Annotated in this window: 16 protein-coding genes; 13 read left to right on the forward strand and 3 right to left on the reverse strand. The window is 71.6% G+C overall.

The window, feature by feature from the left end; genetic code table 11:
• Positions 1-73 precede the first annotated feature (73 nt).
• A complete protein-coding gene (locus IFT79_RS06015) occupies positions 74-1219 on the reverse strand; it encodes a glutamate--cysteine ligase (RefSeq protein WP_192123266.1) in 1146 nt (381 codons plus the stop codon).
• A 303-nt stretch (positions 1220-1522) separates the two neighbouring features.
• On the opposite strand from IFT79_RS06015, the gene rpsP reads away from it, so the two are divergent.
• From rpsP to trmD, 4 genes are read left to right on the forward strand one after another with little or no spacing between them, the layout of a single operon-like run.
• A complete protein-coding gene (gene rpsP / locus IFT79_RS06020) occupies positions 1523-1939 on the forward strand; it encodes a 30S ribosomal protein S16 (protein WP_123570351.1) in 417 nt (138 codons plus the stop codon).
• Between the two features lie 3 nt (positions 1940-1942).
• Positions 1943-2179: an RNA-binding protein gene (locus IFT79_RS06025; protein ID WP_043596309.1), complete on the forward strand. Its 237-nt coding sequence runs from the start codon at positions 1943-1945 to the stop codon at positions 2177-2179.
• Between the two features lie 4 nt (positions 2180-2183).
• Positions 2184-2831, forward strand: a complete 648-nt coding sequence (rimM, locus tag IFT79_RS06030) for a ribosome maturation factor RimM (RefSeq protein ID WP_233568352.1) — start codon at positions 2184-2186, stop codon at positions 2829-2831.
• A 3-nt stretch (positions 2832-2834) separates the two neighbouring features.
• Positions 2835-3527 (forward strand): tRNA (guanosine(37)-N1)-methyltransferase TrmD, encoded by a 693-nt coding sequence (gene trmD, locus IFT79_RS06035; RefSeq protein WP_054145618.1) that lies wholly within the window; start codon positions 2835-2837, stop codon positions 3525-3527.
• Positions 3528-3603: 76 nt separating this feature from the next.
• Here trmD and map read toward each other — a convergent pair whose 3' ends face one another.
• Positions 3604-4374, reverse strand: a complete 771-nt coding sequence (map, locus tag IFT79_RS06040) for a type I methionyl aminopeptidase (protein ID WP_192123268.1) — start codon at positions 4372-4374, stop codon at positions 3604-3606.
• Positions 4375-4412: 38 nt separating this feature from the next.
• Here map and IFT79_RS06045 point away from each other — a divergent pair, with 38 nt between their 5' ends.
• The 9 genes from IFT79_RS06045 (at position 4413) to IFT79_RS06085 (ending at position 11608) form a co-directional block, all read left to right on the forward strand.
• A complete protein-coding gene (locus IFT79_RS06045) occupies positions 4413-4982 on the forward strand; it encodes a hypothetical protein (RefSeq protein WP_056046186.1) in 570 nt (189 codons plus the stop codon).
• A gap of 160 nt (positions 4983-5142) precedes the next feature.
• Positions 5143-5490 carry a 50S ribosomal protein L19 gene (gene rplS / locus IFT79_RS06050; RefSeq protein ID WP_043596315.1) on the forward strand — a complete coding sequence of 116 codons (348 nt, stop codon included), beginning with the start codon at positions 5143-5145 and terminating at the stop codon, positions 5488-5490.
• 67 nt (positions 5491-5557) lie between these two features.
• Positions 5558-6307 carry a signal peptidase I gene (gene lepB / locus IFT79_RS06055; RefSeq protein ID WP_056046184.1) on the forward strand — a complete coding sequence of 250 codons (750 nt, stop codon included), beginning with the start codon at positions 5558-5560 and terminating at the stop codon, positions 6305-6307.
• Positions 6304-6942, forward strand: coding sequence for a ribonuclease HII (locus tag IFT79_RS06060; protein WP_123570348.1), 639 nt, complete (start codon positions 6304-6306; stop codon positions 6940-6942). Before lepB ends, IFT79_RS06060 begins: the two co-directional genes overlap by 4 nt.
• A gap of 73 nt (positions 6943-7015) precedes the next feature.
• Positions 7016-7339, forward strand: coding sequence for a DUF2469 domain-containing protein (locus tag IFT79_RS06065; RefSeq protein ID WP_056046179.1), 324 nt, complete (start codon positions 7016-7018; stop codon positions 7337-7339).
• A gap of 153 nt (positions 7340-7492) precedes the next feature.
• Complete coding sequence (locus IFT79_RS06070) at positions 7493-7858, forward strand: YraN family protein (RefSeq protein WP_123570347.1); 366 nt, start codon at positions 7493-7495, stop codon at positions 7856-7858.
• Complete coding sequence (locus IFT79_RS06075; RefSeq protein WP_123570346.1) at positions 7855-9384, forward strand: YifB family Mg chelatase-like AAA ATPase; 1530 nt, start codon at positions 7855-7857, stop codon at positions 9382-9384. The genes IFT79_RS06070 and IFT79_RS06075 overlap by 4 nt, the downstream gene beginning before the upstream one ends.
• Entirely contained in the window at positions 9381-10643 is a 1263-nt protein-coding gene (gene dprA, locus IFT79_RS06080; protein WP_199736206.1) for a DNA-processing protein DprA, read from the forward strand. Before IFT79_RS06075 ends, dprA begins: the two co-directional genes overlap by 4 nt.
• A 50-nt stretch (positions 10644-10693) precedes the next feature.
• Positions 10694-11608 (forward strand): tyrosine recombinase XerC, encoded by a 915-nt coding sequence (locus tag IFT79_RS06085; RefSeq protein ID WP_123570345.1) that lies wholly within the window; start codon positions 10694-10696, stop codon positions 11606-11608.
• 93 nt (positions 11609-11701) lie between these two features.
• On the opposite strand, the gene IFT79_RS06090 is transcribed toward IFT79_RS06085, so the two are convergent.
• Positions 11702-12247, reverse strand: a complete 546-nt coding sequence (locus tag IFT79_RS06090) for a murein hydrolase activator EnvC family protein (RefSeq protein WP_192123270.1) — start codon at positions 12245-12247, stop codon at positions 11702-11704.
• Between the last annotated feature and the right edge of the window lie 102 nt (positions 12248-12349).

Consider the following 12349-nt stretch of genomic DNA (forward strand, 5'->3'; position numbering starts at 1 on the left):
ACGGTCCTCGACGCCCGCCCCGCCTGCTGCGGGGCGGGCGTCGTCGTGTTCCCGCCGCACCGCAGGCGGCTGGTCACTCGGCTGCGGACAGCCCTTCGTCGAACTCGCGGACCAGCGACGCCACGACGGGGCGCAGGTCGCCCCCGTGCGCGGCGGCGACGGTGAGCTGGCGCTGGTAGCTGGCCCCGCGGTCGGTGATCGTCGCGAGCGAGTGCAGTTCGTCGAGGCAGCCGAGGCGTTCGGCCGCCGGCTCGAGCGACGTCACGAGTTCGCGCAGGTCGTCCGTCACCAGTCGTTCGTCGCCGGCCGCGTTCTGGATCACGATGGCGTCCATGCCGTAGCGGGCGGCGCGCCACTTGTTCTCGCGGACGAACCACGGCTGCATGCTCGTCAGGGTCTCGCCGCGGTCGAGTCGCTCGGACATGTCGTCGACGAGGCACTGCACCAGTGCCGTCACGGCGGCGAGCTCGTCGGTCGTCGCGATGCCGTCGAAGACGCGCGTCTCGAGGGTGCCCCACTTCGGTGAGGGGCGGAGGTCCCAGCGCAACTCGCTGTGGTCGTCGATCACGCCGGTGTGGGTCATGTCGGCGACCATGGCCTCGTACTCGGACCAGGTCGCAAACTGGGGCGGCAAGCCCGCCGTCGGGAGCTGCTGGAACATCAGGGCGCGGTTCGAGGCGTACCCGGTCTCCTCGCCGACCCAGAACGGGCTCGACGCCGTCAGCGCCTGGAAGTGCGGCAGGTAGGTGAGCATGCCGTTGAGGATGGGCAGCACCTTGTCCTGGTCGTCGATGCCGACGTGGACGTGGACGCCCCAGATCATCATCTGGCGGCCCCACCACCGCGTCCGGTCGATCAGGGTGGCGTAACGCTCCTTGTCGGGCGTCACCTCCTGGTCGGCGTAGCGGCTGTAGGGATGCGTCCCGGCGCACATGAGGTCGGCGCCGAGCATGGAGGCCGGGCCCCGGACCAGGTCGATCGTGCCCCGGAGGTCGTCGACGGCGTCGGCGACCCGGCGGTGCACGCCCGTGACGACCTCGACCGTGTTGGTGAGCAGTTCGGTGGTCAACCGTTCCGGACCGCCGTCGTTGACGTGGGCCAGGTCGGCGAGGATCGCCGGGGCGTGCGGCGCCAGTTCTCCCGACTCGTGGTCGACGAGGGCGAGTTCCCACTCGACGCCGAGGGTCGACCGCTCTGAGGTCGTGAAATCGATGCGCATCCGCGTGGCCTTCCCGTGGGCGTCAGGGCGGTTCCATCCTGCCAGTCGGGTGCCGGTCGGGGCCGTCCGGCGGGCCGGCCTGCGCCGCCCGTGACGTCCGGTGACGCCGAGGAGGCGCGGTGTCGGACACGATGCGACGCAATTCGTGCAGATGGCCTTTCGTCTGCAACAATGGGAGGTCGAGTCTTCTGTCGTCCGACCCTCTAATCAGACGACGTTCGACTCCCATCAGAGCTTTCGAGCCGAGTGTGCCCCCACGCTCACGGCTGGCAACTCGCCCACATCACATCACACAGGAGAATTGTGGCTGTCAAGATCCGTCTCAAGCGCATGGGCAAGATCCGCGCCCCCTACTACCGCATCGTCGTCGCCGACTCGCGCACCAAGCGTGACGGTCGCGTCATCGAAGAGATCGGCAAGTACCACCCCACCGAGGAGCCCTCGTTCATCGAGGTCGAGTCCGAGCGTGCGCAGTACTGGCTCGGCGTCGGCGCTCAGCCGACCGAGCAAGTCGCCGCTCTGCTGAAGCTCACGGGCGACTGGGGCAAGTTCAAGGGCGACGCCGACGCCGTCAGCACCGTCAAGACCAAGGCTCCGAAAGAGGCCTTCGTCGCCGACGAGAAGAAGAAGCCGGTCCTCGTGCCCAAGACCGAGAAGCCCGCGGCCAAGGCCGAGGCTCCCGCCGAGTCCAGCGACGACGCCGAGACCACCGAGGCGTAGTCGGTGCTCGCACCTGCACTCGAACACCTCGTCCGGGGGATCGTCGATCACCCGGACGAGGTGCAGGTCGTGGAGAAGAACTCCCCACGAGGCGACGTCCTCGAGGTGCACGTCCACGCGGACGACCTCGGTCGCGTCATCGGCCGTGCCGGTCGCACCGCCAAGGCCCTCCGGACCCTGATCACCGCGCTGGCCGACGGCAAGCGGGTCCGGGTCGACGTCGTCGACGGCGATCTCTAGAACCGTGCCGTCCGACCGCAAGACCGAACTCCGGGTGGGGCGCCTGACCAAGGCCCACGGCCTCAAGGGCGCCCTCAAGCTCGAACTCTTCACCGACACCCCCGAGCAACGCTTCGTGCCGGGTGCCGTGTTCCGCCTCCAGGTGCCCGCCGACAGCGCCTGGCACGACAAGACCCTCACCCTCACCGAGCTGCGCTGGTACAACAGCCACCCGGTGGGCTTCTTCGACGGGGTCGACGACCGCACGGCGGCCGAGTCGCTCGTCAAGGCGATCCTCTGGGTCGACCAGGACGCCGACGAACTGCCCCACGAGGCCGACGCCTGGTACGACCACCAGTTGGTCGGCCTCCGCGTCGAGCGTGACGGCGTCGTCGTGGGCACCGTGGCCCGGGTCGACCACCTGCCGGCCCAAGACCTGCTCGCGGTCGACACCGCGTCGGGCGAAGTCCTCGTCCCGTTCGTATCGGCCCTCGTGCCGAAGGTCGACGTCGAGGGCGGCGTGGTCGTCGTGACCCCGCCGCAGGGGCTCTTCGAAGAGCTGGCCGACGACACCGACGACGAGCCGGCCTCCGACGACGTCGACCGGTCGGTCGCCGACGGTGTCGACGAGCCGGCCTCCGACGGCGAGTCCGCTCCCGACGACGAGCGCTGACCCGTGCGCATCGACATCGTGTCGATCTTCCCCGAGTTCTTCGGGGTGCTCGACATCTCGCTGCTCGGCAAGGCGCGGCAGCAGAAGCTGCTCGACGTCGAGGTGCACGACCTGCGTGACTTCACGCACGACCGGCACCGCACCGTCGACGACACCCCCTACGGTGGCGGGGCCGGCATGGTCATGCGGCCCGAGCCCTGGGGCGAGGCGCTCGACCACGTCTTCGGCGAGACGTCCACGCCCGACGACACGATCATGATCGTCCCGTCGCCGGCCGGCACGCCCTTCACCCAGGCCACGGCTCGCGAGCTCGCGTTCGCTCCGCACCTGGTCTTCACCTGCGGCCGGTACGAGGGCATCGACCAGCGCGTCGTCGAGCACGCCGCCACCCGGGCGACGGTGCGCGAGATCAGCCTGGGCGACTACGTGCTGAACGGTGGCGAGGTCGCCGTCACGGCGATGATCGAGGCCATCGGTCGTCTCGTCCCGGGCGTCGTGGGCAACCCCGAGAGCCTCACCGAAGAGAGCCACGAAGACGGCCTGCTCGAGTACCCCAGCTACACCAAGCCGGCGTCCTGGCGGGGTCTCGACGTGCCTCCGGTGCTGCTGAGCGGCAACCACGCGGCGATCGCGACCTGGCGTCGCGAGCAGCAGCTCGAACGAACCCGCCGGGTACGGCCCGACCTGCTCGACTGATCGGGCCGAGCCAGCGCGCTCCGGGCGTCCCGGCTCGACCCGCCGAGGCGGGCCCGCCGTGGACGGCCCGTCCGGGTCATCCGCGCGCGGTGAGCACGAGAGGCCCGTCCTCGGTGACGGCGACGGTGTGCTCGACGTGCGCGGCCCGCGAGCCGTCGACGCTGCGGAGCGTCCAGCCGTCGGCGTCGGTCACGATCGCGTCCGTGCCGCGCATCAGCCACGGCTCGATCGCGACGACGAGGCCCGGGCGGACCGGCCACCCGCGGCCGGCACGCCCGTCGTTCGGCACGTGGGGGTCGCCGTGCATGGTGCGTCCGACCCCGTGGCCGCCGAACTGCAGGTTGACGCCGTAACCCGCCCCGCGAGCGACCTGTCCGATCGCGGCCGAGACGTCGCCGAGCTTGGCGCCCGGCCTCAAGGCCGCGATGCCGGCGTCGAGGGCCACCTCGCACGTCTCGATCAGGCGGAGGTCCTCGGCCGACGCCTGCTCGCCGACGACGAACGACACGGCCGAGTCGGCGACCCAACCGTCCACCGAGGCGGCGAAGTCGAGGCTGAGCAGGTCTCCGTCGCGCAGGCGGCAGCGATGCGGCAGGCCGTGCAGGGCCGCGTCGTTGACCGACGTGCAGATCACCTTGCCGAACGGGCTCGCCCCGAACGACGGGTGGTAGTCGACGTAGCAGCTCTCGGCACCCGCCTCGCGGATCATGCGGTGCGCGAGCGCGTCGAGGTCGAGCAGGTCGACGCCGGGTCGCGCGGCCGCACGGGTCGCCTCGAGCACGCGGGCGACGAAGGCTCCGGCGGGTCGCATGCGTTCGATCTCGTCGGGAGTGCGCAGTTCGATCATGCAGCCATTCTTCACGAAGCCCTCGTAGCCTCGACCGCATGACGACGCGCAGGATCTTCTACCGCCTCCTCTGGGTGGCCGTCTTCGTGTTGCCGCTCTGGGTGCTGCTGGGTCGGGCGTTCTTCGGCGTCCCGCTGGGCCTGCAGTTCGTCGGCCAGTTGCTGCTCGTTCCCCTGCTCTTCGTCGGGCAGGCGGTGGCCACCGGCGTGGTGGTGGGCCGCCGCAGCGTCCGGCGGGCGAAGGCCGTGTCGTGGGCCGACGCGGGTCTGCTAGCCCTGTCCTGGCTCGGCCAGCTCGGCCTGGGGTTCTTCATCGTCGACAGCTCCGCCGAGTCCGCGTCCGCGTCGGCCTTCACGCAGGTCGCCGGCGGGGTCTCGTCCCTCGACCTCTCGACCGCCCTGTTCGCGCTCTGCGCCGTCGTGACGATCGCGGCGGGCGTGGGCCTGTTCGCCTGCGCCCTCTGGCAGTTCGTGAAGGAGGCGCGGGCCCGCATGGCCACGTCGCTCGCCGATCTCGAGCGGGTCGCGTCGGGCACCGGGGCCGCCGCGGGGCGTCGGCCCGGCTACGGCGACGACGGCCCCGTCATCACCATCACGCCGCGAGGCTGACACGGGTGCCCGCGCTGTGGCACAATAGGCGCTTGTGCCTGCGCACGACTCTGCCACAGGGGAGTCTGCCGATCCAGAGCACACCTTCTTCATCATGACGGGCGCGTGACGCGCCCCAGACACGCAGTCGACCTGTGGCGGTTGCAGAGAGCGAACGACAATGCACATCCTCGACGCGGTTGACTCCGCCAACCTCCGCTCGGACGTCCCCGACTTCCGTGCCGGCGACACCGTCAAGGTGCACGTCAACATCATCGAAGGCACGCGCTCGCGCGTCCAGGTCTTCCAGGGTGTCGTCATCGGCAAGCAGAACGAGGGCATCCGCGAGACCTTCACGGTCCGCAAGGTGAGCTTCCAGGTCGGCGTCGAGCGCACCTTCCCGGTGCACTCCCCGGTCATCGACCACATCGAGGTCGTCAGCCGCGGTGCCGTCCGTCGCGCCAAGCTCTACTACCTGCGCGAACTGCGTGGCAAGAAGGCCAAGATCAAGGAGAAGCGCGACAACTAGTCACGCCCCTCAGCGACATCACGCGAGCTCCTCGCCATCTAAGATGGCGGGGAGCTCGGGTGGTTAAATGACGAATGACACAGTGAGGCGCGCCCTGCGTCCTCGACGCGACGACGGCGGAAAGCGCGGCATCGGCACCTTCGTGCGCGACGTGCTCGTCATCTTCCTGGCGGCCCTCCTGATCTCGTTCCTGATCAAGACGTTCCTGATCCGGTCGTTCTACATCCCCTCCGGGTCGATGGAGCAGACGCTCCAGATCAACGACCGCATCATCGTCAACGAGCTCGTACCCGACCTCGTCGACGTCAAGCGGGGCGACGTGGTCGTGTTCACCGACCCGGGCGGTTGGCTCGACGGCACGGCTCCCATCAGCACGACCACCGGCAACCCGGTGTCCGACGGCTTCTCGTGGTTCCTCACGCTGGTCGGGCTCGGCGCACAAGACAGCAACGACCACCTGATCAAGCGGGTCATCGGCCTGCCGGGCGACACCGTCGAGTGCTGCAACGACTTCGGCCAGATGTCGGTCAACGGCGTCCCCCTCGACGAGCCCTACGTGAACCTGCCCCCGGGCGAGACCCGGGTCTCGGCCGACGACTTCTCGGTCACGGTGCCCGCCGACTCCCTCTGGGTGATGGGCGACAACCGCTACAACTCGAAGGACAGCCGGTACAACGGCGCCACTCCGAGCAAGGGGTTCGTCCCGATGAGCGACGTCGTCGGACGCGCCTTCGTCATCAGCTGGCCCACCGAGCGCTGGACGTGGCTCGGCGACTACCCCGACGTCTTCCGCGGCACCGAGCGAGAGGGCGAATGAGCCCCGTCGTCGACCCCACCCTCGACTACGAACGCGAGCTGCACGCCGCCGGCGCGACCTGGGTGATCGGCTGCGACGAGGTCGGTCGGGGCGCCATCGCCGGGCCCGTCGCGGTCGGGCTCGGGGCGGTCCACGTCGAGTGCCTCGACGTCCCCGCGGGTCTGCGCGACTCCAAGCTCCTGTCCGAGAAGCGACGCGAGGCCCTCTACCCGCTGGCGACGTCGTGGGTGTCCCATCACGCGGTGGGCTTCGCCGAAGCGCACGAGGTCGACCGGCTGGGCATCGTCGTCGCCCTCGGGCTCGCCGGCAAGCGTGCCCTCACGGCGCTGCACCACGCCGGTGTCGGCATCATGCAGTCCGTGGTGGTGCTCGACGGCAACCACGACTACCTGTCACCCCAGCTCGCCACCCCTCCGCGCATCACGACCAGGGTCAAGGCCGACCGCGACTGCGCGTCGGTGGCGGCGGCGTCGGTCATCGCCAAGGTCGAACGCGACCGGCTGATGATCGAGGCCGACGGCGTCCACCCGGGCTACGCCTGGGCCGGCAACAAGGGCTACGGCTCGTCGGCGCACTACGGGGCCCTGTCCGAATTGGGTCCGTCGCCGCTGCACCGCCTCACCTGGCTGCACTGACCTCGAGCACCTACGCCGGGAGCAGAGGGACGACGGCGACCGCTGCCCCGAGGGCCGCGTAAGCTCGACTCCGATGGACGAGGACGATTTCGAAGACTACGACCGCGAGGTCGAGCTCGCGCTCTACCGCGAGTACCGCGACGTGGTGTCGCAGTTCCGCTACGTGGTCGAGACCGAGCGGCGTTTCTACCTGGCCAACGAGGTCGACCTGGTCCGGCGTGACACCGAGCACGACTTCTACTTCGAACTGTCGATGACCGACGTCTGGGTCTGGGACGTCTACCGCTCCGACCGCTTCGTCAAGTCGGTCCGGGTGCTCACCTTCAAGGACGTCAACGTCGAAGAGCTCACGAGCCGCGACCTCGAGCTCCCGAAAGAACTCGCACTCGACGAGTAGTCATCCGTCGCCACGCGACCTCCTGGCGCGGGACGCGATGCCTCTCGACTCGGCTCGTCCCCAGCCGCGGCCGGGTCGGTGGTGTCCCCAGTCGATGCTCCGCCCGCCCTCCGAGGGGTGCGCCTCCGCCAGCCTGCTGGCAGGAGGTCAGACATGGCGAAGAAGGACGAATTGGGTCGGCGCGGCGAAGACGTCGCGGCCGAGTACGTCGAGGCGCAGGGCATGCGGGTCGTCGAGCGCAACTGGCGGTGCCGCGAAGGCGAGATCGACGTGGTCGCCCTGGACGGCGACGAGGTGGTCGTCGTCGAGGTCAAGACGCGATCGGGCACCGGCTACGGTCACGCGCTCGAGGCCGTGACGCCGGCCAAGCTGGCGCGTCTGCGACGGCTGGCGGGGGCCTGGTGCCAGGCGCATCCCACCTCGACGCCCCGGGGGGTGCGCATCGACGTCGTGGGCATCACGGTGGAGCGGTGCGCAGGGCACGAGCGGATCGACCACGTCCGCGGGGCCGGAGCATGAGCGTGGCGCGGACGCGGGCGGTCGCCCTGCTGGGCGTCGACGGAGCCCTGGTCGAGATCGAGGCGGACATGGGTGCCGGGCTGCCGGCGTTCGTGATCATCGGACTGCCCGACACGTCGCTGGGTGAGGCCCGTGACCGCGTCCGGTCCGCAGCGACCAACTCCGGGTGCGCCTTGCCGGCGCGCAAGCTGACCGTCAACCTGTCACCGGCGTCGCTGCCCAAGCAGGGGTCGTCCTTCGACCTCGGCATCGCCATCGCGGCCCTGGCCGCAGCCGAAATCGTCCCCGCCGAGTCCGTCGAGGGCGTCGTCCACCTGGGCGAGCTCGGTCTCGACGGCCGGCTCAGGCCCGTCGACGGGGTCCTGCCCGCCGTGTTGGGTGCGCGCCGGGCAGGGGCCGCCACCGTCATGGTGCCGACCGACAACGCGGACGAGGCCACCCTCGTCCCCGGCATCCGCGTGGTGGCCGTGCCGAGCCTGCGCGAGGCGGCGATCTGGCACGGTGCAGGGCTCGAACCCGAGCCGGTCGAGGCCATCACGCGATCGCGCACCGAACCGGCAGTGCCGGCCGAACTCGACCTCGCGGACGTCATCGGCAACGTCGACGCCGTCGAGGCGCTCGTCGTCGCCGCGGCCGGCGGCCACCACCTCCTCATGGTGGGGCCGCCCGGCGCAGGCAAGAGCATGCTGGCGGCCCGTCTGCCCGGTCTGTTGCCCGACCTCGACGCCGATTCGGCCCTCGAGGTCGCGTCGATCCGTTCGTTGGCCGGGGTCGCCGTCACGGGCGATCTCGACCGGAGGCCGCCGTTCGAGGCGCCCCACCACACCTGCAGCGCGGCGGCCCTGGTCGGCGGGGGCAGCGGGGTCATCAGGCCCGGCGCCGCGTCGAGGGCGACCCGGGGCGTGCTGTTCCTCGACGAGGCGCCCGAGTTCCGACAGACGGTCCTCGACTGTCTTCGCCAGCCCCTCGAGTCGGGCGAGACCGTCGTCCACAGGTCACGGGCGGTGGCGCGTTTTCCCGCGAGGTTCCAACTGGTCGCGGCGGCGAACCCCTGTCCGTGCGGGCAATACGGCTCTCGCGACTCCGACTGCAGTTGTTCCCCGCACCAGCGGCGTCGCTACCTGGGCAAGCTCTCCGGGCCTCTTGTCGACCGCATCGACCTGCAGTTGCGGGTGGCCCGCATCAGCTCGTCTCAGTTCCGAGCCTCGGCCGACGTCGTCCCGACGACGACACGCCAGGCCCGCGAACGCGTCGACCGGGCGCGCGGCCGTGCCGCCCGCCGGCTCGAGGGAACACCCTGGCGGTCGTCCGGCGAGGTCCCAGGAACCTGGCTGCGTGATCCGGCGAACCGCCTGGCCGCGGCGGACTCACAGCCCGTCGACCGGGCGCTCGAGACCGGTGCCCTGACGATGAGGGGTTACGACCGCGTGCTGCGGGTCGCCTGGACCCTCGCCGACCTCGACGACGAACCCGCCCCCGTCCGCCGTCACGTGGTCCGGGCCCTGAGCATGCGGCAGTCGCTGTGAGCGACCTGCTCCGGGCGACCCCCGCCGAGCTGGCCGACCTCGTCCGGCCCCTCCTGCCCGGCGCCCACGAGTTCAGCGAGGCACAGACCCTCGAGGCGTTCGCCCTGGGCGCCTGGACAGGTGTGGTCGAACCGGGTGACGCGGTGGGTGGCGTCGTCCGGTCACTGCTCGGACCGACCGTGGGGCTCCGCCTCGTGCTCGAAGCGGCGGTCGGTCACGACGACCCCCGCGCGGGTCTGCTCGCGGGGGCCCTGGTCGAGGCAGGGGCCACCCGCGACGACGTGGAGCGGCTCGACCTCGGACGGGCGCTCACGAGATGGCGGCCCCGTCTCGAGACCAGCGTGATCCTCCGGTCGTTCCGTACGGCGACCGTGGTGGGATCGAGGCTGCTCGTGCCGGGCACCCCGCTGTGGCCCGAGGCCCTCGACGACCTCGGCCATCACGCTCCCGTGGCCCTCTGGGCACGAGGTCCGGCGTCCGTTCCGGCGCCGACGTCGAGCATCGCGATCGTCGGCTCGCGGGCGGCGACGGCCTACGGCGAGCAGGTGTCGGCCGAGCTCGCCGGCGGCGTGGCCGACCGGGGTCTCGCGGTCGTCTCGGGTGCCGCCTACGGCATCGACGGTGCCGCCCACCGGGCGGCCCTGGCCGCCTCGGCGACGACGGTGGCCGTCATGGCCGGGGGAGTCGACCACCTCTACCCGGCCGGTCACGACGCCCTGCTGCGACGCGTCATCGAGACGGGTCTGGTGATCTCCGAGGCTCCGTGCGGTGGCAAGCCGTCGCGGTGGCGGTTCCTGCAACGCAACAGGCTGATCGCGGCGTTGACGGCCGCGACCGTCGTGGTCGAGGCCGGCGGCCGCTCGGGGTCGCTGAACACGGCCGCCCACGCGCAGTCGCTCGGTCGTCCGGTCGGGGCCGTGCCCGGCCCGGTCACCTCGCCGTCGTCGGTCGGCTGCCACGCCCTGATCCGGTCCGGTCTGGCCGAGTGCGTGACGGGTGCCGACGAGGTCCTCGCACTCGCGGGGGTGTCGACCGACCTCGTCGTCGCCTCGTACGAGGGCCGACGGCTCGACCCCGAGACGATGCGGGTGCTGGACGCCCTCAGCACGACGGCGACCCGCGAGACCGACGAACTGGCCGTCGCGAGCGGGCTGTCGCTCGAGACGGTCCGCGACGTGCTCGCCGAACTCGACCTGTCGGGTGCGGCCCGGCGCTCCGGCTCGGGGTGGCGACGGGTGAGGGGGCGCCGCGATGGTTAGCCTGTCGGCATGCACGAGCCGGGGTCGAGACGCGAGGGGCGGGCGCTGCCGTGACGCGCCTCCTGGGCGAGGTCGAACGGTTCGCCGACCACCTGCACGACGGCCGGGGGCTCAGCGACCACACGGTGCGGTCGTACGCGGCCGACCTCGACTCCCTCGTCGCCTTCGCCGAGAACCGGCTCGGTCGCCCGGGTGAGGTGGGCGACCTCGACCTCGACCTGCTTCGCGACTGGCTCTGGCAGGGCACGCAGGCCGGGCTCGCCCGGGCCACCCTCGCCCGGCGGTCGGCGAGCGTCCGGGCCTTCACCCGGTGGCTCGACGAGACCGACCGCACACCGGTCGACGTCGGTGCCCGACTGCGTGCGCCGAAGCCCGAGAGTCGCCTGCCGCGCGTCCTCACGCGCGAGCAGGTCGACGGCCTGTTGGCGTCCCTCGCCGTCCGGGCGGACACGGGCGACCCCGGGGCACGCCGGGACCTCGCGGTCGTCGAACTGCTCTACGGCGCGGGCCTGCGCGTGTCGGAGCTCGTCGGGGCGGACCTCGGCGACGTGGACCTCGAACGGCTGACCGTGCGGGTGACCGGCAAGGGGGCGAAGCAGCGCGTCGTGCCGTTCGGGGTGCCGGCGGCCGAGGCCCTGGGGCGGTACGTCGACCTCGCCCGCCCGACGCTCGTCACCCCGGTCACGGACGCCGCCTTCTTCGTGGCGTCGACCGGGGGGCGGCTCGGCACGAGGGCCGTCTACCGACTGGTCGCCGGGCTGCTCGCCGACCTCCCGGGCGGCGGGCCGGCGGGGCCGCACGCGTTGAGGCACACGGCCGCCACCCATCTGCTCGACGGAGGGGCCGACCTCAGGGCCGTCCAGGAGCTGCTCGGTCATGCGAGCCTCGGCACCACGCAGATCTACACGCACGTCTCGACCGACCGGCTGCGCGACAGCTACCGGTCGGCACACCCGCGCGCCTGACGACGCTCCACCCGACGACGCCCACGACGCCCGAGGACCCTCCGAGCACCCGACCGTGCTGCGGTCGTCGGCCCGGCCGGTGCCGACCGGTGCTCAGCGGGGCGTGGTCGGCAGCAGCACCGACGGCTCGATCCCGCCCAGGAACACCAGGGGCGAGACGTACTCACCGTCGATCCGCGCCCCCAGGTGCAGGCACGGTCGGTCGGGGCAGTGCCCTCGCTCGAGCACCCCGACGGTCTGCCCCCGCGTGACGGCGTCGCCCTTCGAGACACCGGCCACCACCGGTTCGACGCTGCTCAGCACCCCGCCCGGGTGGGCGATCGACAGCACCGGCCGGTCCACCACGACCCCGGCGAAGTGCACGACGCCGTCGTCCGGGGCGGTCACGACCGAGCCCTCGGCCGTCCCGACGTCGAGGCCGCGGTGCCCCGGCGACCACGGGTTCGGCGGCCCGACGAAGGGCCGGACCACCGGATGGGGCGAGGCGACCGGCCAGGCCCACACCGCGCCTCCTGCGCTCGCTGCCCGGGGGTTCGCGACCGCGGGCGTGACCGAGAGCGACCCGGCGAGGACCGTGACGAGGGCCGCCGTCGTGAGGGTGACGAGAAGCCGCGTCGTCGGCCGCAGGTGAGAGCGCATACCGGCACCTTGCCGGTTGCGCAAGCTTTCTCGGCGAGGCGTAAGGTTCACCCGTGCACGAACACCCCGTGCACATCGTTTGTGGGGGAGTCGTGGCCACGA

Origin of the sequence: Frigoribacterium sp. CFBP 8759, assembly GCF_014841655.1 — a bacterium.
Lineage (GTDB): Bacteria > Actinomycetota > Actinomycetes > Actinomycetales > Microbacteriaceae > Frigoribacterium.